The sequence below is a fragment of the Acinetobacter sp. 8I-beige genome, assembly GCF_902505955.1.
In the GTDB taxonomy this organism is placed as follows: domain Bacteria; phylum Pseudomonadota; class Gammaproteobacteria; order Pseudomonadales; family Moraxellaceae; genus Acinetobacter; species Acinetobacter johnsonii.
Genome location: NZ_LR732792.1, coordinates 23,532 through 43,644 on the forward strand (window position 1 = coordinate 23,532; position 20,113 = coordinate 43,644).

The window sequence follows — 20,113 nt, forward strand, 5'->3', positions numbered from 1 at the left end:
TTTAAAATCTGACTATTCTAGAGGTTCATTATGACAACATAATGAACCTCTTTTTTCTTTAAGGAATGGCTAAAATGATTTGATGTTTCTATGCGCGTTGGTTGTTTTGCAGTCATTAAATCGTTTTGGCTTTTCCTCATTAATCCTAATGAAGGTGAGGGATAGATATATGCAAATAACAATTCGTGGACATCATTTGAGCATTACCCCAGCTATTGAAGATACCATTCGCTGCAAATTTGCAGAAATGACCAAGCATATTGATCAGGTGAACAGTATGCAGGTGAAGTTAACCAAGGATCATCAGGTCGATAAACATACTAAAAAAGGCAGTAGCAATCATATTGCAGAAGCAATTATCCGTTTACCGGGCATTGAATTTTTTGCTCAGGCTTCAGCAGATGATATGTATACGTCGATTAAAAAATTATCAGAAAAACTAAAAAGACAGCTCGATAAGCACCGTAAAATGCAGCAGGTTTACCAACCGATCGCCATTTAGTTTGTTTTTTATGCAAAAAGAGGTTTTTTTAAACCTCTTTTTTTATATATAAAGTGTGCGGGTTTATGATTTATTTTTCAGATTTATAGTAAAATGGCAGGTTTTTACACCGTTGGTCCTATAAGAGGTCTTTGTGATGAATAGTGAACAGCTCACTGAAATTTTAAAAGCTGCTTTTCCTGAAGCTGAAGTTGCAGTTAGTGGGCAAGGCGGAAAGTTTGACTTACGTATTGTCGACGACCAATTCGAAGGCAAACGTCCTGTTGCACGTCAGCAAGCTGTTTATGCACCATTAAATTCTTATATCGCAAGTGGCGAAGTGCATGCGGTGACTATTCGTGCAATGACTAAAGAAGAATGGCGTAAAGCAAGCTTATTCGGAGCTTAAAATTAGATGGATAAATTTTTAATTCAAGGTGGCACTAAGCTCGAAGGCGAAGTTCGTATTTCGGGTGCTAAAAATGCTGCCTTGCCGTTGCTTGCAGCAATGATTTTGCCTGAAACTCCAACCAAGCTCACCAACGTGCCGCATTTAAAAGATGTCAATACTTTGGTGCAGTTAATTGGTGGTCTAGGTATTACCATGACCTACGAAGGGGATACGGTTACTGCAGATACCTCAACACTGGATAATCAGTTTGCACCGTATGAGCTGGTGAAAACCATGCGTGCATCTATTTTAGTGCTGGGCCCATTGGTGGCGCGCTATGGTAGTGCAAAAGTATCTTTGCCGGGTGGATGTGCGATTGGCTCGCGCCCAGTTGATCAACACTTAAAAGCTTTAGAAGCTTTAGGTGCAGAGATTGAAGTTGAAGCGGGTTATGTACACGCTAAAGTTGATGGCCGTCTGAAAGGTGGTGAAGTCATTTTTGATATGGTGACCGTGGGTGGTACCGAAAATATCTTAATGGCTGCGGCATTGGCAGAAGGAGTGACTACGATTCGTAATGCGGCACGTGAACCTGAAATTACGGACCTTGCGAAAATGTTGATCGCGATGGGGGCAAAAATTGAAGGTTTAGACACAGATACCTTAGTGGTCACAGGTGTTGAAAAACTACATGGCTGTGAATACGCTGTAGTTGCTGACCGTATTGAAACGGGTTCGTATTTGGCTGCTGCGGCCATTACCGGTGGTCGTGTAAAAACTACACATACTGATCCAACTTTAATGGAATCGGTCTTAGAAAAGTTTGAAGAAATGGGCGCGGAAGTGACTCGTGGTGATGATTGGATCGAGCTTGATATGATGGGTAAACGCCCGAAAGCAGTGAGTTTCCAAACGCTTCCACATCCAGACTTTCCAACTGATATGCAAGCACAGATTATGGCGGTAAATGCCATTGGTCGTGGTTTTGCCACCATTTCTGAAACGATTTTTGAAAACCGTTTTATGCATGTACCTGAATTGTCACGTATGGGTGCCAATATTCAGGTCGAAGGTAATGATGCTGTCGTGACGGGTGTAGAGAAACTTTCTGCAGCACCTGTGATGGCAACAGATTTACGCGCTTCTTTCTCTCTGGTATTAGCTGCGCTTGCTGCGGATGGTGAGACGCTGATTGATCGTATCTATCATATTGACCGCGGTTATGAAGATGTCGAAGCGAAATTACAAGGTATAGGCGCCCAAATTAAGCGAGTAAGTTCATGAGCGATATGAGAAACAATGATCCAAATTTTGACGTAATGGGCAATTTTGATCATGGTTTAACATTGGCATTGAGTAAAGGTCGTATTTTAAAAGAAACCCTGCCTTTACTTGAAACGGCTGGAATTAACTTACTGGAAGATCCTGATAAGTCACGCAAGTTAATTTTCCCAACCACCCATAAACAAGTCCGTATTTTAATTTTACGTGCTTCTGACGTACCCACCTATGTGGAAAATGGTGCGGCTGATATTGGTGTTGCGGGTAAAGACGTGCTTATGGAACATGGCGCACAAAACGTTTATGAACCACTCGATCTAAAAATCGCAGTATGTAAACTGATGACCGCGGGCAAAGTTGGCATGGAGCGTCCCAAAGGGCGTTTAAAAATTGCCACTAAATACGTGAACTTAACCCGCCAGTACTATGCAAGCTTAGGTGAGCAAGTCGATGTGATTAAGTTGTATGGTTCAATGGAACTTGCACCGTTGGTGGGTTTGGGCGATTACATTGTTGACGTGGTCGATACTGGGAATACTTTACGTGCCAATGGTTTAGAACCTTTAGAAGAAATTTGTAAAGTGTCTTCACGTTTGATCGTGAACAAGGCAAGTTTCAAACGTAAGCAAGCCTTGTTAAACCCAATTCTTGCACAGTTAGAAACAGCAGTCGCTGAACGTGAAGCGTTAAAAAACAAATAAGTTGATCTTTTTTGTTTAAGAAACCGCTATCAATGATGGCGGTTTTTTTGTACCTGCTCATTTTTTAATATTTTTATTGGATTGAAATACAATAGGATTGAATTTGAGCCAGTTGATTCAAATTGTTAAAAGTATAGACATCACAAGCAGAAATACGAGAGGTCTGCTTGGTGTTATGAAATTGCGCTTTACCTTGAACAATTACATGAAGGCCCGTTTGATGAATTGCTTGAATATGGAATTCATGCGCGACGGTCGTAAAATAATGTTCGATAGACTGGCAATGCTTGAGCACTTGATCAAAACCTGAAAGCTGTTGTTCACCCACAATTTCCCATGTAATCGTTTCTGAGAAATAGGATTGGATTTGGCTAAATTGCCCCGTTGAAAAGCATGTGGCTATGTCCGTGAGGGTCATATCTTTTCGCCTGTTTTTCAGTCATGTTTAGTAATTCTAGTTTAAAAAACATGATCACATTCATTTCCCGATGAAGTTAAAAGTAATTTTTCATTACACTCCGTGTTTAGCTGGAGGATTGTTGCCCACAAAATACAGGAAACAAGGTAAACTAAAGCTTCCCTTTATTTTCATTGTGGATAAATTGATGCGACGTTTATCGACTCAAGATCAGAACTTTAAACAAGTCTTTGCTGATTTGTTGGCTTTTGAAACCGTGAGTGACCCAGAACTTTTAAAAACCGTAGATCAAATCATCGCTGATGTTCGTCAGCATGGTAATGCTCATGTTCTTAAACTCACTCAACAGTTCGATCGACATCCCGCGCATCAATTCTCAGATTTAGAACTGACCCAAGAACAATTAAGAACCGCTTTTGAGGGTTTGAGTACCGAAGTCCGCGAGGCGTTAGAGCTTGCTGCAAACCGTATTCGTGAGTTTCACCAAGCGCAAAAACAGGAAGGTTGGACCTATGTGGATGCCTTGGGGAACACACTTGGGCAAAAAGTAACGCCTTTAGATCGCGTTGGTATTTATGTACCTGGTGGTTTGGCATCTTATCCGTCTTCTGTACTGATGAATGCTGTACCTGCGCATGTGGCGGGTGTACCTGAAATTATTATGGTGGTGCCTGCACCGAATGGTGAGTTGAATCCGTTGGTATTAGCATCAGCTTATTTGGCTGGTGTCAGCCGTGTCTTTACCATTGGTGGGGCACAAGCAGTTGCGGCTTTAGCCTATGGTACAGAAACGATTCCAGCGGTAGATAAGATTACGGGACCGGGCAACCGTTTTGTGGCTGCAGCGAAACGTGCAGTATTCGGACAAGTCGGTATCGACATGATTGCAGGGCCATCTGAAATTTTAGTTTATGCCGAAGGCGTGAATAACGCAGAATGGCTGGCAATGGATTTATTGTCTCAAGCTGAACATGATACTGTGGCGCAAGCGGTGTTTATTACACCGGATGAACAGTTGTTAAATGAAGTGGAACTGGCTATTGAAGCGCATTTGCAAGCTTTACCTAAGGCGGAGATTGCGCGTACATCGATTGCCAATCGTGGCGCATTAGTGCTTGTGAAAGACCGCGCTGAAGCAGTTGAGCTGATTAATCAAGTTGCCCCTGAGCATTTAGAGCTTTGCTTAGATGAAGCACAGGAAATGGCTGAAGATATTCGTCATGCAGGCGCAATCTTCATGGGGCGTTATACCCCAGAAGCGATTGGTGACTATTGTGCAGGGCCCAACCACGTTTTGCCAACTTCAGGTACCGCACGCTTTTCCTCGCCGCTGGGTGTATATGATTTCCAAAAACGTTCAAGTTTGATTATGTGCTCTGAGCAAGGTGTGAAAACTTTGGCGAAAACCGCGGATATCTTAGCGCAACAAGAAAACTTAGATGCGCATGCGCGTTCGGCACGTTATCGTTATCAATAATATAAATTTAGATCCCTCATTTGTTCAGTAATGAATGTTCCTCTCCCTATGGGAGAGGTTAGGAGAGGGGAAAATATTTAATTCAGTTTGGGACATCATAAACCTCTCCCAAACCCTCTCCTAGAAGGAGAGGGCTTACATAAAAGTAAGTTGAGTGCATAAATGAGATAGACAATGTCTAACATTACTACAGAACAAATGCGTTTTTGGAGTCCTGAAGTACGTGAATTAGAACCGTATGTACCAGGCGAACAACCTAAAATTCAAAATTTATTGAAGCTCAATACCAACGAAAATCCATATCCACCCTCACCAAAAGTGGTGGAGGCTGTTCAAGCAGTTTTGGAAAACTCTGCAGATGTATTGCGTTTATATCCAGATCCAGATGCTTCTGCGTTAAAGCAGGCGATTGCGAAACAACAAAATGTTGCGGTTGAAAATATTTTTGTTGGCAATGGTTCAGATGAGGTCTTAGCACATATTTTTAAAGCTTTTTTTGTGCAAGAGCTGCCTTTACTTTACCCCGATATTACCTATAGCTTCTATCCTGTTTATAGCCAATTCTTTGGGGTCAAAACCAAAATTTTGCCACTCAATGATGACTTTGAAATTGTGGTGGATGACTATAAACAAGCCAATGGTGGCATTATTATCACCAATCCAAATGCGCCAACCAGTATAGATATTGGTCTGGCAGCAATTGAGGAAGTACTTCAAGCCAACCCAAATTCAGTGGTGGTGATTGATGAAGCTTATGTAGACTTTGGTGCTGAATCGGCAGTCAGTTTGGTGGAAAAATATGAGAACTTGGTGGTGTGTCAAACCACGTCTAAGTCTCGTTCACTGGCAGGTTTACGTGTTGGTTTTGCGATTGCTCAACCGCATTTGATTGCGGCACTTGAAGCGGTGAAGAATAGTTTTAACTCTTACCCGATGGACCGTTTTGCGATAGCTGCTGCGGTTGCTTCATTTGAAGATCAAGCTTATTTCGAAGCACAAAATCAAAAAGTAATTCAAAGCCGTGAACATTTGGTTGAACAATTGACCGCACTGGGCTTTAACGTTTTGCCATCGAGTGCCAACTTTATCTTTGCATCATTGCCTAGCAAAGATGCTGGTGAATTAGCGGCTGAATTACGTGAACAAGGCATTATTGTGCGTTATTTCAATAAACCGCGTATTAATCAGTTTTTACGTATCACGGTTGGAACTGATGAACAAAATCAACGCTTAGTCGATACATTGAAAAATGATATTTTAAAATAAGCATTCAAAGAATTTGACCGCTTAAAAGTGAACATTCATTGATGTGAAGGTTCACTTTTTTATTTTGGAGACTATTCAGCGTCCGTTTGCACAAAAGTATTGAGTAAATTAAGCAGTGCTGAGACCTTGTCAAAGCATTCTTGGTATTCAGCTTCACACTCTGATGCAATGGTAATTCCACCGCCAGCCCAAAGCGAAACCTCATCTTGAAATTTTTGAATAGAACGAATCAGAATGTTCCAAGAACCCGTACCATCAAAATTAAAATAACCCATTGAGCCACAGTACGCTCCACGTGGTGCACCTTCGAGTTCTTCAATAATCTGCATCGCTCGAATTTTAGGCGCGCCTGTAATAGACCCGCCAGGTAGTGCCGAGAGTAGTACATGAAAGGGATGAACTTCTGCTTTCAGTGTTGCTTCGACTTCGCTGACCATATGATGGACTTGATTAAAGCTTTCAATATTAAAAAGTTTAGGTGTTTTGACTGAGCCCGTTTCTGCGTAAACACTCAAGTCATTACGCAGTAGATCAACAATCATCACATTTTCAGCTTGGTCTTTTTCAGAAGTCATTAAGCGTTGTTTAGATTGTTCATCTAAGACTGGATCTGCATAGCGCGGCATGGTGCCTTTAATCGGCTTGGTAATGATTTTTCGATGGGTTTGAAAATCAATAAACAACTCGGGCGAACAACTTAAGAGTTCAAAATCATCGATACGGAGATACCCCGAGTAAGGTGCATCGGTCAATTGCCAAAATTCTTCGATTGCACTTAGGAGTTGACCGTGTGCCTTGGCAGTGAACTCTTGTGTCAGATTGATTTGATAGCAATCCCCAGCTTTGATGTATTCCTGTACTTTCTGAAAGGCTTGTTTGTATTCGGTTTCAGTCCAGCGTGCTTGGCAGATCGATGCGAGTTGGAGTGGATGGGTTAAGGCAGATGGCTGTAATAAATACGATTCAATTTTGCAATAAATGCGTTCGGCTTGTGAATCACTACTGCAAAATAGCCAGCCTGCATCAGTCCATTGTAGATAACTACTGTATAAACCTAAAAATAGGCTTGGCTGTGACTTAATTTGAACCGGAACGTGTTGCTGGGCGGCATAATCATAACTGACGAATCCAATGAGTCCGCCACTAAAAGATGCTTCTTTTTGCTCTGAGCTTGGCTGAATATTACTGGAAATGTCTATTTCTTTGTCATCGTGGATGTAACAAAAATCCTGAGTGCGTTGAAAGAAAAAGTGCTGGTTTTTTTGAAAAACTTGATAATGCTCGGGTAAAAAAGCAATGACAGGTGCATCGACATTTTGTAAATAGACTAACTGTGTGAGCTCATTCAATGCCTGTAGTATATGAGATACAGAGAGGCTTGAATCACAAATTATCTTTTTAAATGATTGGCTTAGAGTCATGCTAACGCAAATAGGATTAAAAAATTCAGGCTATTTTACCTCATTGTACGTGTACGCATAGAGGAAATACCGTTTATCGGTAAGCTATGGATTGCGACCAACAGCAGTTGATCAAAAAATCACTCGCATATAACTTAGTTCAGGCAATGAAGTCACTCAAGGATAGATGTTAATACTGGGTCAAAATAAAAAAAGCAGTAGTTAACATCGAGTGATTGGTATCACAAAAATAAAGCTCTTAGGAGAGGAACAAGATGAAAATTATTACTAAACTTGCTTTAGTTTCTTCAATGGCAATCAGTGCAAATGCAATGGCAATGCAAGCAATGGATGACGCTTCGCTCAGTGCCGCTACAGGTCAAGATGGTCTAAATATCGGTATCGGTATTTCTAAAATCGAAATTGGTAAAGTCTTTGTTCATGATAATGATGGTTTAGCGACTACATCTCTAGGCGGTACTTCAACTGCTGGTGCTATCGTTATTCAAGGTAATGGTATAGCGGGCGATACGCTAGAAAATCACGGTATTATTATTGGTGCAAACTATGATAATGCAGGAGCATACTTGCTTCCTTCTCGTAACTTAGCTGATTTGCAAATTGACACAGATGCAAACGGTGGTAATGCATTTATTAACATTGCAGCTCAAGTTTCAGGTTTAGATATTAAAATTGGTCAAATTGGTGTAGTTGCTTCGGCTGATGTTCCTACAACAGGAGCAACCTCTATCCGCCGTGGTGGTACAGGTACGGTGAATCCGATTTTAAGTGGTTTATCACTGAAAACAGGTCCAATGTCTGCAAACATTCAATTGGGTGCTGCACCGCAAGGCGCAATGATCCAATTAAGTGCGACTATGGTGGGCGGTTTAGAAATTAAAAACTTAGGTATCTTAGATAATTCAACTAAAACAGCAACACGTGCTGCAGGCGAAATCTTTGTTGAAAGCATTAAAGTTGCAGATGCAAATTCTCTAGATTTAACACTGAATCAAAAAATTAGTGTGATTGGTGAAGAGGGTGCGAATAAGGGCTATATTCGTATGATTAGCACAAGTGGCGCGCACGATACTTATGTAAAAGGTGTGCATTTAGGTAGTCGTAATGCTGCATCTATTGGTGATGTAGAAGTTCAAGGTATGCAAACATACTTTAGTCCTGCTGCAGGAGTGTATACACCAGGTGCTGTGATTACTATTTCTGGTCACTAAAATTAGCCTTGAAGAAAGCGCGTGAATTCACGCGCTTTTTTTCTAAAATTTATTCATAAAAAATGCAAAAAAGACTATTTTTTTTAGATAAAACACAGTATCTTCTTGAATGTATGGATATAGAGTATTAACTCTAAAAACAAAAAATGGGCGGGATGCCTATATTATTAAAAAAAAGTAAAAAGCTATGTTAGAGATCGCATTAGGCTCAGCAATGATGTATTACTTTGCCACCGAAGCCTTTGATATTAAGAAAAAACCAGCGGAAGCGGTTTACTATACTGAAGTTTTAGACTCTCGAAATGCATCTTTTACCAGAATGCATCATGAACCTGTCCTAATTAACCCTGCTGTAGAAGACCAATTTCGAGGCATTGTCCGTCAAGCTTATGACTATAGTTGTGGTTCAGCAGCACTGACCACTTTAATCAATGGCTATGTCGGTGCTCAACTTACAGAACAACAAACCATGGATGGCTTGCTTCGCTATGGCGAATATGAGCGAATTATTGAGCGTCGTAGTTTTTCTTTATTGGACATGAAACGCTTTGTGACTGCACTTGGTTTAGAAAGTGGAGGCTACAAGGGGGAATTTGAAGATTTGGTCAAGCAAGGTCAACCTGCCATTGTTCCAATCTCCTATGCTGGTTTTAAACATTTTGTGGTATATAAGGGCTATAAAGATGGACGGGTCTATGTTGCCGATCCTGCCTTAGGAAATATTAGTTTTGATGAACAACGTTTCAAGGATGTTTGGGAAAATAACACGTTGTTTTTAATTAATGTTCCGACTGAAATGCGTAAAAATATGTTGGCTTTACAGGAAGCCGATCTGCGACATGTAGATGATGCTACGGTCAATCGCTATGCACTCGTCGATATTCAATATCCGCAACACTATATGGAAAAAATAGCCGATCGTGCATCTACAATTCGCCTAGAGCGTAATAAAAATAAAGAGTCGGAATACTATGGACAGCCGACGTACAATTTTCTCAGGCTTTATTATAAAAACAAATAAAGTGTGAAAAAAATAAAACAAGAACAATGGTGTGGGTAAGGGACAATGATGAAGACATGGATGAATAAAACACTGCTCGCAGTGAGTGTGCAGATGATTCTTGGGGTGGCCTATGCTGCGGAAGAACCGAGTTTAGGAGGATACGAAACAGTCGGTGAAACCATTGAGGTAGAACAAGCTGCGGAGCAGACACAAGAGCAAATTGGATCGGATCAAACAAGTGCACCTGAGCAACCAGCAAAATCTGCATCAGTAACTACTGGAAGTGTTGAACAAGCAGCGTCTTCTGCATTGCAGCAGCAAGAGGGTGATGCAACTAAAGAAACTAACTTAGAAGAAGTTTTTACCTCAAATGAACGTCAGTATTCATTGATTAAACAAGGTGATATTTCATCTTATTACGACATCGATTATACCTATTACCGAGATACTCAACTTGATTTAGAGATGGCACAAGGTCAGCTCTATCAATTACGGGTACAAGAAAATGCTACGCACAGTCTAACCAATACCTTTACGGCACAATATGGTTTAAGAGATAACTTAACCTTAACAGCATCATTGCCTTTGGTTGCCAAAACGGACTTATTAAAAGATACCTCTACAGCGGGTCTTGGGGACATTTCCTTTGGTGCGCGTTGGGAACCTTTTCCACTCAAAGCTGGCCGTTTGCCTTTGATTTTATTTGGTAACGTTTCCACCAAAACTGGGGATAGTCCTTATGAAATTAATGCCACTTCAGACTTAGCAACAGGCAAGGGGTATTATTCGGCAGGTGTTGGGGCAAGTACGCGTAAATATATTGATCCCGTGGTGCTGTTTGCATCGGTCTCTGCGAACTATGGTTTCAAAGAATCGGGCTTAGATCAGCGCCGTGGTAGCCGTGTGATTGAAGAGTTTGAACCAGGGATTAGTGGTGGTTTTGCCTTCGGTTTTGCCTATTCCTTTAACTATGATGTCTCGATGACGATGTCATACCAACAAAGTTTCAATACTGGGGCTGAATTTACCTACAGCTCAGGGGAAAGTTACTCTCCAGCAGATCAAACCAGTTCAACTTTTGCGATTTCCTTAGGTGTACGCGTTTCACCTGAAACAATTGTGAATGGGACGGTTGGCCTTGGTTTAACAGAAGATGCACCTGATGTGTCATTAGGGTTGTCTTTCCCGTTAGATATTCTTGGTTTTGGAAAAAAGCTTAAATAATAGGGGAGTCGTATGAAAAATATCCGACTTAGCCCTTTGGTGTCTGCCATATTATTAACGGGCTATTCTAGTGTTACCTTTGCTGCTTTAGGGCAAAACTTATCAGTTGATATTCGCTCTTTGGCTATGGGGAATGCGGTCACTGCTGATCCACCTGGAATCAGTGCCATTCACTTTAACCCAGCAGCACTGACCAAAATTGAAGGTTTGCAAACGGATGTGCAAGGTATTCTCGCTGATTTTAATATCGAGCGTGAGTTCTCTGTTCCCGCAGGTTATAACGTGTTTGGCTATTCAGATGACCCAATTGTTTGTAATGATGGGCCTGAAGTTGATGCCGATATCTGTACCGACTTTAAAGGGCCAGTCCGCGGTGATGTTGAATACCCGAGCTTATATGTACCTGGTTTGAAGAAAATGGTGGACTTGGGTAAAGGTATGCCTGTGGCTGCCCCGACTGCGGGTATAGCATATAATCCGCCGGGCTCTAAAATGACATTTGCAACTGCCATGTATGCGCCATTAATTGCAGGATTCGGTGCGGAAGATGGCAATCCCGGTAACTTTATGGGACAACAAGTTGCGCTAGAACGGATCACCTATTTATCACCGTCCATGGCCTACCAAATCAATGATCAGCTTTCCATTGGTGGTTCAATTGGGATGTCTTATCAAGCTTTGGCATTAAAAAATGATTTACGTTTCCCCAATGAGTTGATTGGGATGCTGCGTATGATTGATGATGTCGTTTGTACCCCGTTCAAAGAAAACTCAGATGTGATTACCGACATTCTCTTGCTGGGAATGTGTAATGCTGAAGAGGGAATGAATCCCTTTGGGCGTTTTGGCCAACTCGAACTTTCAGCAGAACAGTCTCTGAGTCCAAGCTATAACTTAGGTGTACTATGGGAGCCGACAGAAGATTTTAGTTTTGGTGTGGTCTACCAAAGTGCCGCAAAAATGCGGATGAAAGGTAAATATCACATAGACAATGCTAAAGCACCACAAGAACTCATTAAGGGGTTGATGTCCTCCCCAACAGGGCAGATTCTGGCTGCTGTTTTAGGTTTTCCAAGTTCTGTGCCAGCCAGTGAGTCGGGTCTGGTATCAATGGATTTAGAATATCCAGCACATTTCCAAGCAGGGATTAAATATAAACTTTTACCCGATTTACAAGTCAATGTTGATGTGGGATGGACCGACTATAAAGCATGGGACAAATTTAAATTTGAATTTGACCGTCAAGTTTCGGCGCTCAAAATTGCAAAATTGCTTTCAGCCAATATCTCCGATAGTAGTTTGGCTTTGCCTTTGGCATTTGAGTCACCATGGAACTACGGTATTGGGATTGAATATTCAGCAACAGATCGTTTAAAACTCCGTGCAGGCTATGAGCCACGGACCAGTGCGATACCTGATGATAAACGGAATACGATGGTGCCGATTAACAATGCACGCTTGTTTGGTTTGGGTGTTGGTTATCGTTTTGATGCAGATACTGATTTAGATCTATCGATTGGTTTTTTGCAAAGCCGAGATAAAATTCCTGCAAATTCTAGTAGCTTAGCGAACCAAACTGGGGTAAATAATATTTTATTAAACCCGTATGCCGGTTTAAATGTAAAAACAGATACAACCATTACGATTTTAGGGTTGAACTATAGAACACGGTGGTAAGCACATTGAATACAATAAAAAGGATTTTATTGCCCTCATCACTATGCTTATTGGGTTGGATTTCGAGTGCAAGTTTTGCGGGAGAGTTTTTTACGATTATTGGTCCAGATGGTAGACCGATGGTGGTACAAGGCAAAGCCAGTGAGTCCCCAGAAAAGCAAGTGAAACAGGGCCGTAAGCAGGAAGAAGAGGGAACGCGTGAAGTCTCTGAGGTCAGAGTACCAGTACTAATGCCCGCTCAGGAATTTGCACCACAGCCGATACAGCCTGTAACCGAAATGAAGGCACATTTACCAGATACAAAGCCTGCGCCAAAAAAGAAACTTTCTGCTGAGAAGCAAGTCACTTTTTCTATAGTGATTCAGGCTGAGCGTCCATTAAGCAAAACTGAAACCAAGGTGCTGGTTCAACAAAAAGTGATTGAAACCACTCAGCAGATCCCGCAAGCCCCAGTGAGTAGTACTCAAACCATTAAGCCTGCATCAACGCCTCAAAGCATAACGCATACGGATTCGGTAAGTGCAGAGAAATCAACTGCATCCTCAAACATGTTTAATCAAATGGATGGAACTGATTACGTTCGCAACGAATATTTAGAAGACCGTGAATTTAACTTAGAAGGCAAACGCCGTTTTTATACCATGCCTGAAGGGGTGATTGATCATAAAACTGGAGCGACTCGCTTTCAGGTCATTGAGCGAGAAAAAGGAGTGAGTAAATCTGTCCTTAACGCTATGTTTAAACCCAAGCAAAAAGACAATTTAGCACCGATTGCCTTAGCATCGACCTATTACCGAATGTCACAACAAGACACGATCGCTAGCTTAGGACAAAGCTGTTTTAAGGATAAAAAGCTGAAAAAAGCAAAAAGCTTACAAGCCAATCACGATATTAATGTTTGGCCGAAAAAGCCGATCAAAGAAAATTTTGAATTCGAAATCATCAAAGTGGACAGCAATATTCAAAATATTCAATTAAATTCGTATGCATCTACACAAAATGATCCCACATTTTATTGGCCTTTTGCTGTGTTCTTAGACCAAAATGCCTGTGTGCTTGAAGGGGTAGGTGGGTTTAAAAATGATGAAAACTCACCTTCTATGTTATCGCATGAAATGATCGCAGGTATTTTACATGTACCTGAACAAAGTCATTATTTATTGTTGACACCACTCTCTTCTGCTGTAGACGTCGAACATAAAGTTCTAACCAATCATGGTCAGTTAAAATTAATCGCAATTCGCTAAAAATAAATAGAGTATGAAAATGAAAAAACAAATTTTATGGCCATTTACCTTGTCGACATTGGTTGTTGCCTTAGCTGGTTGTGGTGGAGAAAGTGCCAATGTGAATCCAGAGCCGAATCAAGTGAATTCTGTCAACGGAAGCTGTCTACTGAAAGATAAAAACTGTGTTGAGTTTGCCTTGGATTACCCAGTTGATGGGATTAATTTTGTCTGTAGTAGCGACCCCGATAATACGTATATGACTCTGATGGAGCCGAAAACCAATGCGGCAACAGGCCGATGCTCTGAAGGGGACAAAATTCACTTCTTGTTGACTGGAAGTTCGGATAAACAAGTCGAACTCGGTACAGTTCCTTTGTCTGAAATTGGCAATGTGAGTACGGTTTCAGCCTCACTACCACGCCTCAGTATTTTAGATATGGCAAAAGGGTTAAATGGTGGAACGGCTGCAACCAGTTTGAGTCCAAACGATAAGACCGTAAAAATTGCGATGGCTTTGGCGAAAATTTTTCAAGCTTTAGGTCTAGAGCGTGGTGCTGGGGTGGTTGGAGATGTACAACCTTTTGGTATTTTAGCCTCTAAAAAAGCAGACTTATCACTCCTCTTGGCATCAATTAGTGCTGAAGATTATGCCTCAGGAGCGTATGTCGATAAAATCCGACCATGGATTGATGTCAGCCAAGTCAGCAATGAGGATGCTTTTAAAGTGGTCCAAACATTGGTGCTCATGAATAACTCTGCCACCTATCAAGCGGACTTCCCGATTTTTGCAAATGCCCTATCGGACAAGACAGGGATTGGTTTACCACAAGGCTTATATGGTTGTAATGCTACAGACTGTAAGACCAGTCCTGCTAATCTTCGTCATTTAATTGGAAGCTTTATTATTCTAACGGATCGACAAGGTTATACCTTTGGTTCAGGTGTACAGTGGCGTGGGCCATTAAAAGAACAATTAGGCAGTGATTTGGCAACCAGTGTGACGGTCGATTTACTGAAAAATATTGAACCTGCCAAAATGAATGCTTTAGCGCAAACGTCTTGGATTAATCCCTTGACCAAAAGTATTCAGCAACCGTTTAAGTTTAATCTGACAGATCCAAATTCGGATGATTTCACCATTACCCAAGGCAAACTGTTTAATGATTATTTGATTGCAGGGACGGAAAAATTTTATAAACAATTAACCAAGGATCCGAATGCTAGCCCATCATCCTATGGTTTATGGCAGCAAAACTATGGCACAGATACCTTCAAAGGTTCATTTGATGCCTTTAAAATTTTTCCAATTGGCTATTTAGATAATGATGTATTTAAGTCTAAGAGCAATGTAGCGGCTGGACAGAAGTATATTTTTCCACTGTATGCCAACTTAATTTTTAAGGCTAAAAACTCTAGTGATACCATAGCTTTAGGCATTGCAATTGATGAATCGGGTGATATTCGTACTGATATGCAGTCTGCTAGTAATAAAACGACGGCGTGTACACCACTACTAACAACGGGTGCAACCTTAACGACAGATAACAATCAAGTACAGTACCGAATTGGAACACTGGGTGCGACAGATACTTCAAATAAAGCTGTAACCTTCCGTATCCTCTTGGCAAATCCTATCTTTGATAAAATTGATGGCGCAATTATTGGTGCAAATACCAATATTGTGAGTGATGTGAATAGTGAAGGAAAACAGACCTCTACAGTGATTGGTGGGGCACGCGTTAATCTCGGTAATTTATTGTCTGCCAATGTTAATGAAAGTGCTTATATTTCCCTCAGTGATTTTTCTGGTGCAGGGGTAAAGTGGACCAATATCTATAAAGCGTATTTGAATAACTATTATGAAAAAAATAGCATCGCCAATCGAGCGGCCGCGGACTTCCGTGAAGGTGAGGTTTCAATTGACATTGCTGATTGCTATAAGGTGTTAGCAAAATAATATCGTTGTAAATACAAAAAAGCCCATCATCGATGGGCTTTTTTGATATTAGGCAACATTAACCTGTATGGTCTAAGCGTGTACCTAGGGTTTCGAGATGAAGATTAAATTGATTACTTTTACGGTCGGCAAAATAGTGACGTAAGGTATGTTCGACACTTGGGAAAGCCAGTTCTGACCAAGGAATTTCATCTTCTTCAAATAAACGACATTCAATGCTTTCTTCACCAGCACCGAATATTCCATCCACTAAGTTCGCTTTAAAGAGCACATAAATTTGACCAATACGCGGAATATTGTACATGCAATATAGCTGTTCAATTTCAACTTCCGCTTCAGCTTCTTCACGGGTTTCTCGTGCAGCACCTTGTTCCATGGTTTCAAACAATTCCATGTAACCTGCTGGTAAAGTCCATAGCCCATAACGCGGTTCAATAGCACGGCGGCACAACAATACTTTATTTTCCCAAAGTGCGAGTGCACCACAAATCACTTTAGGGTTCACATAATGAATAGAACTACAAGAGGTGCAAACACGACGCAATTGATGGTCGCCAAGAGGGATTTGTTCTGTTGTTTTTTGTCCGCAATTGCTGCAAAAGTCCATATTCATCATCAATGATAAAGTTCAGACTCAGCATAACTTAAAAATTAAATTTTGGCATCATTTCTCTTTTTTCAGTATCAAATTCAGCTATGATGAAAAAAAGAATGATGGGGACGACGTTCAATGGATGAACATTCATTAACACGCATACTGCAGCAACAGTTACGGTTTTCAAGCAAAATTAAATCGGCAGATGCAGCTGTGTTAATCGCGATCACCAATGAAGACGATCCCAAAGTTTTATTGACCCGCCGCTCTGTTTACCTATCTAATCATGCTGGCGAAGTGTCTTTTCCTGGCGGAAAAAGAGATCCGCAAGATACCAGTAATATCGTGGTTGCCTTACGTGAAGCCTATGAAGAGACCGCGCTGAATCCTTTTGATGTACAGTTGCTCGGTGATTTGCCGATGCAAAAGGCCCGTAATGGCATGCTGGTCAAACCTGTGGTCGGGCTGATTCCGCCTGAAGTTGAACTGGTTGCCCAGCCGACTGAAATTGATCGTATTTTCTTTGCTTCACTCAAACAGCTGATGGAAGTGCCGGCGATGCCTTATGAAGTTCGTTTTGCCCATCAATCTCTCTATTTCCCGAGTATGCGGGTGGAAAATGAAATTGTTTGGGGGCTGACAGCACGGATGTTGGTTGCCTTATTTCAATATGGTCTGGGCTACCATAAAGAGTGGCCATTTTTAGTCAATTCACCGACTTTTCGGTTCCCAAAGTAAGTTGAGTATTTTAAGGAAAAAATATGTTGTACAAATTTAAAGGTCATGCCCCACAAGCAATGCATCAACCATGGAATGGCTGGGTTGCGGAAAATGCCACAGTGATCGGTCAAGTCGAATTGGGACAACAGGTTAGTATTTGGTTTGGGGCGGTCGTACGTGCAGACAATTGTAAAATTCGTTTAGGGGGCTTTACCAATATTCAGGAAAACGCGGTTTTACATACCGATGCTGGGATTGAAATGAATATTGGCAATTATGTCACGATTGGGCATCAAGCCATGTTGCATGGTTGCACTGTGGGAGATAATAGTCTGATTGGGATTAATGCTGTCGTTTTAAACAATGCCGTGATTGGGAAAAATTGTATTATTGGCGCGAATGCACTGATTCCTGAAGGGAAAGTCATTCCTGATAATTCTCTAGTCATGGGCTCACCGGGTAAAGTCGTCAAAACTTTGGATGAAATGGCTGAGGCTCGTTTGAAAATGAGTGCGCTGCATTATGCAGAACACTTTAAACAATTTATCGATTTAGAGCCGGCACAGTTATAAGCTTATTTTTTCCCATTCAGCCTAGATTTTTCTAGGCTTTTTTAGCTCTGTTCTGAGAACATCTCGCCTAGTGCTTTTGAGTGGAGTATCATAGCCACGTTTTTATAGATTAAATCATTAAGGTTGTGCATGAAAGTGCTAGCATTGGAATCTGCAAATGAGCAGTGTTCCGTCTCTATTGTAGATGAAAATCAAGAACTTTTTTTCCAATTGGATACGCGCGCAAAAGCACAAACGCAAACGATTCTCCCAATGATTGAACAAGGGTTTTTACAGTTGGATATTAAGACAGAAGATTTGTCTTGTATCGCTTTTAGTCGAGGTCCTGGTTCTTTTAGCGGTGTTCGTATTAATGCTGCTGTGACTCAAGCTTTGGCATGGTCGAATGATTTGCCTGTGGTTCCTGTCTCAACCTTACAAGCGCTCGCACAAGCCGCACATCGCGTGCATGATCTAACCACAGTCACCGCAGTTTTAGACGCTCGTATGAGTGAAGTCTATATTGCAAGCTTTCAATTAGATGCAGATGGCATCATGCAAGCAGTTGATGAAGAGCAGCTTTTAAGCTATGCCGCGGCTACTGAATGTACACCGTTTATTTTAGTTGGTTCAGGCGCAACCTTAATTGACCCATCACAAATACAATACAAAGATTTAAGTGCAACCGCGCAAGATATTGCCACAATTGCGCGCAAGAATGCACAGCAACAACACTGGGTGAGTGCTGAACTTGCACTTCCAGTCTATTTACGTGATAACGCTTGGAAAAAAATCCCGGAACAGGGCAAAGCATAATTAGGGTTTTTTATGGATCTTTTACTGCTGCTCAAAGCGGCAATTATGGGTATTGTTGAAGGTATTACTGAATTCTTACCCATTTCGAGTACTGGACATTTAATTTTAGCTTCAGAACTCATGAATTTCTGGACCAAAGAAAAAAGTGATGTCTTTGTGATCGCCATTCAAATGGGGGCAATTGCAGCCGTCATTTATGAATATTGGGCACGTTTGTGGGGAGCAGCAACGGGGATTTTTAGTGGTGAACCCCAAGGTCGCCGTCTTGGGATTGGGCTAATTTTAGCGTCGATTCCTATTGTGCTGATTGGTCTGACATTTGGTCAAACGGTGAAAGAGCTTTTATTTAATGATATTGCCATTGCAATCGGCTTGATTGTAGGTGGCTTGATTATTATTTGGATTGAAAAGCATCCACCACAAGAGCGCGTGCATGAAGTTGAAGACCTGAGTATCAAAGATGCGATTTGGATTGGTCTGATTCAAGTGCTGTCTTTAATTCCAGGGACATCACGTTCAGGGGCAACCATTATTGGTGCGATGTTTTTAGGTGTATCGCGCAAAGCAGCCACTGAGTTTTCATTCTTCTTGGGTATTCCAGTAATTATTGGTGCGGGTCTGTTAGATTTATACCAAAGCGCACATGTGTTTGACGGACAACAAGATTGGATCGTATTGGCAACAGGCATTATTGTTTCTTTTGTTTCGGCTTTACTGTTGATTCGTGCTTTAGTCGCTTATGTGGCGAAGCGTGATTTCATGATTTTTGCATGGTATCGCATCGCTTCAGGCTTAGTGATTCTATTGTTTGCCTTTACGGGTTGGACGTTATGGTAAGCCGAATGCGCTTATATGTGGAACAAGAGCATTTAGAAAAAGCACAGCACTATGTTGCTGTGCTTTTTTCTCGTGGTGTCGAGGTCAGTATTGAAGTTGCCGAAAAGTTAAATGCACGTTTCTTGCGTTTTCATCCTGAACTGGGTTTGTGTGCCGATGCCGATGGGCTTTGGCTGTGTGCCAATGGCATGAAAATGCAGCCGGATTGGAAAGCTGAAGTTCCACGTTTAAAGCGTGCATCGTTAAAGTCTGAAATGATTGCTCGTGCTTGCCACTTGACTGAAAAACCTAAGCTCATTGATGCAACGGCAGGGCTTGGGCATGACTCACTGCTCATGGCACATTTGGGAGCCAATGTCACTTTGGTAGAACGCCATCCCATTTTATTCACCTTGCTAGAGTCAAGTAAGGAACAGGCTTTACAGGATGCATTCTTAAACCCTGTGGTGACTCGAATTGACTTGGTTTTTTCAGATTCCGCACAGTATTTGCAGCAACAAGCAGAGCAGGGCAATACGGTCGATGTGGTTTATCTAGATCCGATGTTTCCGCAACGGGATCAAAATCAGCAAGCGGTGAAAAAACAGGCACAAGTGAAGAAGCAAATGCAACTTTTACATATGTTATTGCCTGAAGATGGTGAAATGGATTTGGGTGATAATCTGCTTGGCTTAGCGCAAAAAGTGGCAAAACGGGTGGTGGTCAAACGTCCTCGCTTGGCCGTATTTTTGGCAAATCAAGAAACCACCCATCAGTGGCTGGGGGATGCATGCCGTTTTGATGCCTATTTTCAGCATGAACGCTTAGACTGAAGTGGAAGATTGCTTCAAAAGTATGCAAAGATTTGTTATATAGTT

At 41.5% G+C, this 20,113-nt stretch carries 20 protein-coding genes; 17 read left to right on the forward strand and 3 right to left on the reverse strand.

The annotated features are described in order from the left end of the window. Positions 1-169: 169 nt before the first annotated feature. The 4 genes from raiA (at position 170) to hisG (ending at position 2,854) form a co-directional block, all read left to right on the forward strand. Positions 170-502 (forward strand): ribosome-associated translation inhibitor RaiA, encoded by a 333-nt coding sequence (gene raiA, locus GVX98_RS10460; RefSeq protein ID WP_004695021.1) that lies wholly within the window; start codon positions 170-172, stop codon positions 500-502. Positions 503-638: 136 nt separating this feature from the next. Next, a complete protein-coding gene (ibaG, locus tag GVX98_RS10465) occupies positions 639-890 on the forward strand; it encodes a BolA family iron metabolism protein IbaG (RefSeq protein ID WP_004695019.1) in 252 nt (83 codons plus the stop codon). Positions 891-896: 6 nt separating this feature from the next. Further along, positions 897-2,156, forward strand: a complete 1,260-nt coding sequence (gene murA / locus GVX98_RS10470) for a UDP-N-acetylglucosamine 1-carboxyvinyltransferase (RefSeq protein ID WP_005400214.1) — start codon at positions 897-899, stop codon at positions 2,154-2,156. Further along, on the forward strand, positions 2,153-2,854 hold the full coding sequence (hisG, locus tag GVX98_RS10475; protein ID WP_159128041.1) for an ATP phosphoribosyltransferase: 702 nt from the start codon (positions 2,153-2,155) through the stop codon (positions 2,852-2,854). Before murA ends, hisG begins: the two co-directional genes overlap by 4 nt. 73 nt (positions 2,855-2,927) lie before the next feature. Here hisG and GVX98_RS10480 read toward each other — a convergent pair whose 3' ends face one another. Beyond that, positions 2,928-3,272 (reverse strand): nuclear transport factor 2 family protein, encoded by a 345-nt coding sequence (locus tag GVX98_RS10480; protein ID WP_159128042.1) that lies wholly within the window; start codon positions 3,270-3,272, stop codon positions 2,928-2,930. A gap of 175 nt (positions 3,273-3,447) precedes the next feature. On the opposite strand from GVX98_RS10480, the gene hisD reads away from it, so the two are divergent. Both hisD and hisC read left to right on the forward strand, forming a co-directional pair. Further along, positions 3,448-4,749: a histidinol dehydrogenase gene (gene hisD / locus GVX98_RS10485; protein WP_162494660.1), complete on the forward strand. Its 1,302-nt coding sequence runs from the start codon at positions 3,448-3,450 to the stop codon at positions 4,747-4,749. 174 nt (positions 4,750-4,923) lie between these two features. Beyond that, positions 4,924-6,015, forward strand: coding sequence for a histidinol-phosphate transaminase (gene hisC / locus GVX98_RS10490; protein WP_159128043.1), 1,092 nt, complete (start codon positions 4,924-4,926; stop codon positions 6,013-6,015). 71 nt (positions 6,016-6,086) lie between these two features. Here the strand turns inward: hisC and pabB are convergent, their stop codons facing one another. After that, positions 6,087-7,436: an aminodeoxychorismate synthase component I gene (pabB, locus tag GVX98_RS10495; RefSeq protein WP_159128044.1), complete on the reverse strand. Its 1,350-nt coding sequence runs from the start codon at positions 7,434-7,436 to the stop codon at positions 6,087-6,089. A gap of 254 nt (positions 7,437-7,690) precedes the next feature. Between pabB and GVX98_RS10500 the strand changes: the two genes are divergently transcribed. The 6 genes from GVX98_RS10500 to GVX98_RS10525 all read left to right on the forward strand — a co-directional run bounded on the left by GVX98_RS10500 (position 7,691) and on the right by GVX98_RS10525 (position 15,737). After that, the gene (locus GVX98_RS10500; RefSeq protein ID WP_004984187.1) at positions 7,691-8,647 is read left to right on the forward strand and encodes a DUF6160 family protein; all 957 of its coding nucleotides are present in this window, start codon (positions 7,691-7,693) and stop codon (positions 8,645-8,647) included. 187 nt (positions 8,648-8,834) lie between these two features. Then, positions 8,835-9,668, forward strand: a complete 834-nt coding sequence (locus GVX98_RS10505; RefSeq protein WP_004695004.1) for a C39 family peptidase — start codon at positions 8,835-8,837, stop codon at positions 9,666-9,668. A gap of 45 nt (positions 9,669-9,713) precedes the next feature. Continuing rightward, positions 9,714-10,874 carry a hypothetical protein gene (locus tag GVX98_RS10510; RefSeq protein ID WP_171503341.1) on the forward strand — a complete coding sequence of 387 codons (1,161 nt, stop codon included), beginning with the start codon at positions 9,714-9,716 and terminating at the stop codon, positions 10,872-10,874. 12 nt (positions 10,875-10,886) lie between these two features. After that, complete coding sequence (locus tag GVX98_RS10515; RefSeq protein WP_004984191.1) at positions 10,887-12,551, forward strand: OmpP1/FadL family transporter; 1,665 nt, start codon at positions 10,887-10,889, stop codon at positions 12,549-12,551. Positions 12,552-12,580: 29 nt separating this feature from the next. Continuing rightward, on the forward strand, positions 12,581-13,798 hold the full coding sequence (filE, locus tag GVX98_RS10520) for a putative pilus assembly protein FilE (protein WP_159128045.1): 1,218 nt from the start codon (positions 12,581-12,583) through the stop codon (positions 13,796-13,798). A 19-nt stretch (positions 13,799-13,817) separates the two neighbouring features. Next, a complete protein-coding gene (locus tag GVX98_RS10525) occupies positions 13,818-15,737 on the forward strand; it encodes a flagellar protein FilF (protein WP_159128046.1) in 1,920 nt (639 codons plus the stop codon). 58 nt (positions 15,738-15,795) lie between these two features. Here GVX98_RS10525 and GVX98_RS10530 read toward each other — a convergent pair whose 3' ends face one another. Then, positions 15,796-16,344 carry an NUDIX hydrolase gene (locus tag GVX98_RS10530; protein ID WP_004984198.1) on the reverse strand — a complete coding sequence of 183 codons (549 nt, stop codon included), beginning with the start codon at positions 16,342-16,344 and terminating at the stop codon, positions 15,796-15,798. Between the two features lie 123 nt (positions 16,345-16,467). Here GVX98_RS10530 and GVX98_RS10535 point away from each other — a divergent pair, with 123 nt between their 5' ends. The 5 genes from GVX98_RS10535 (at position 16,468) to GVX98_RS10555 (ending at position 20,068) form a co-directional block, all read left to right on the forward strand. Then, on the forward strand, positions 16,468-17,070 hold the full coding sequence (locus GVX98_RS10535; RefSeq protein WP_159128047.1) for a CoA pyrophosphatase: 603 nt from the start codon (positions 16,468-16,470) through the stop codon (positions 17,068-17,070). A 23-nt stretch (positions 17,071-17,093) separates the two neighbouring features. Further along, positions 17,094-17,624 (forward strand): gamma carbonic anhydrase family protein, encoded by a 531-nt coding sequence (locus GVX98_RS10540; RefSeq protein ID WP_004984202.1) that lies wholly within the window; start codon positions 17,094-17,096, stop codon positions 17,622-17,624. 129 nt (positions 17,625-17,753) lie between these two features. Continuing rightward, positions 17,754-18,419, forward strand: coding sequence for a tRNA (adenosine(37)-N6)-threonylcarbamoyltransferase complex dimerization subunit type 1 TsaB (gene tsaB / locus GVX98_RS10545; protein WP_004984205.1), 666 nt, complete (start codon positions 17,754-17,756; stop codon positions 18,417-18,419). 12 nt (positions 18,420-18,431) lie between these two features. Further along, complete coding sequence (locus GVX98_RS10550) at positions 18,432-19,256, forward strand: undecaprenyl-diphosphate phosphatase (protein WP_004984206.1); 825 nt, start codon at positions 18,432-18,434, stop codon at positions 19,254-19,256. 5 nt (positions 19,257-19,261) lie between these two features. Continuing rightward, positions 19,262-20,068 (forward strand): class I SAM-dependent methyltransferase, encoded by an 807-nt coding sequence (locus tag GVX98_RS10555; RefSeq protein ID WP_171065430.1) that lies wholly within the window; start codon positions 19,262-19,264, stop codon positions 20,066-20,068. The last annotated feature ends 45 nt before the right edge of the window (positions 20,069-20,113 follow it).

Excerpts from the sequence above, each read along its gene's own strand:
- hisC (WP_159128043.1), top strand. The coding sequence starts at position 4,924 with ATGTCTAACATTACTACAGAACAAATGCGTTTTTGGAGTCCTGAAGTA.
- pabB (WP_159128044.1), bottom strand. The coding sequence starts at position 7,436 with ATGACTCTAAGCCAATCATTTAAAAAGATAATTTGTGATTCAAGCCTC.
- murA (WP_005400214.1), top strand. The coding sequence starts at position 897 with ATGGATAAATTTTTAATTCAAGGTGGCACTAAGCTCGAAGGCGAAGTT.
- GVX98_RS10555 (WP_171065430.1), top strand. The coding sequence starts at position 19,262 with ATGCGCTTATATGTGGAACAAGAGCATTTAGAAAAAGCACAGCACTAT.
- GVX98_RS10525 (WP_159128046.1), top strand. The coding sequence starts at position 13,818 with ATGAAAAAACAAATTTTATGGCCATTTACCTTGTCGACATTGGTTGTT.
- GVX98_RS10510 (WP_171503341.1), top strand. The coding sequence starts at position 9,714 with ATGATGAAGACATGGATGAATAAAACACTGCTCGCAGTGAGTGTGCAG.
- tsaB (WP_004984205.1), top strand. The coding sequence starts at position 17,754 with ATGAAAGTGCTAGCATTGGAATCTGCAAATGAGCAGTGTTCCGTCTCT.
- GVX98_RS10515 (WP_004984191.1), top strand. The coding sequence starts at position 10,887 with ATGAAAAATATCCGACTTAGCCCTTTGGTGTCTGCCATATTATTAACG.
- ibaG (WP_004695019.1), top strand. The coding sequence starts at position 639 with ATGAATAGTGAACAGCTCACTGAAATTTTAAAAGCTGCTTTTCCTGAA.
- GVX98_RS10505 (WP_004695004.1), top strand. The coding sequence starts at position 8,835 with ATGTTAGAGATCGCATTAGGCTCAGCAATGATGTATTACTTTGCCACC.
- raiA (WP_004695021.1), top strand. The coding sequence starts at position 170 with ATGCAAATAACAATTCGTGGACATCATTTGAGCATTACCCCAGCTATT.
- hisG (WP_159128041.1), top strand. The coding sequence starts at position 2,153 with ATGAGCGATATGAGAAACAATGATCCAAATTTTGACGTAATGGGCAAT.
- GVX98_RS10530 (WP_004984198.1), bottom strand. The coding sequence starts at position 16,344 with ATGGACTTTTGCAGCAATTGCGGACAAAAAACAACAGAACAAATCCCT.
- GVX98_RS10540 (WP_004984202.1), top strand. The coding sequence starts at position 17,094 with ATGTTGTACAAATTTAAAGGTCATGCCCCACAAGCAATGCATCAACCA.
- GVX98_RS10500 (WP_004984187.1), top strand. The coding sequence starts at position 7,691 with ATGAAAATTATTACTAAACTTGCTTTAGTTTCTTCAATGGCAATCAGT.
- GVX98_RS10480 (WP_159128042.1), bottom strand. The coding sequence starts at position 3,272 with ATGACCCTCACGGACATAGCCACATGCTTTTCAACGGGGCAATTTAGC.
- GVX98_RS10535 (WP_159128047.1), top strand. The coding sequence starts at position 16,468 with ATGGATGAACATTCATTAACACGCATACTGCAGCAACAGTTACGGTTT.
- GVX98_RS10550 (WP_004984206.1), top strand. The coding sequence starts at position 18,432 with ATGGATCTTTTACTGCTGCTCAAAGCGGCAATTATGGGTATTGTTGAA.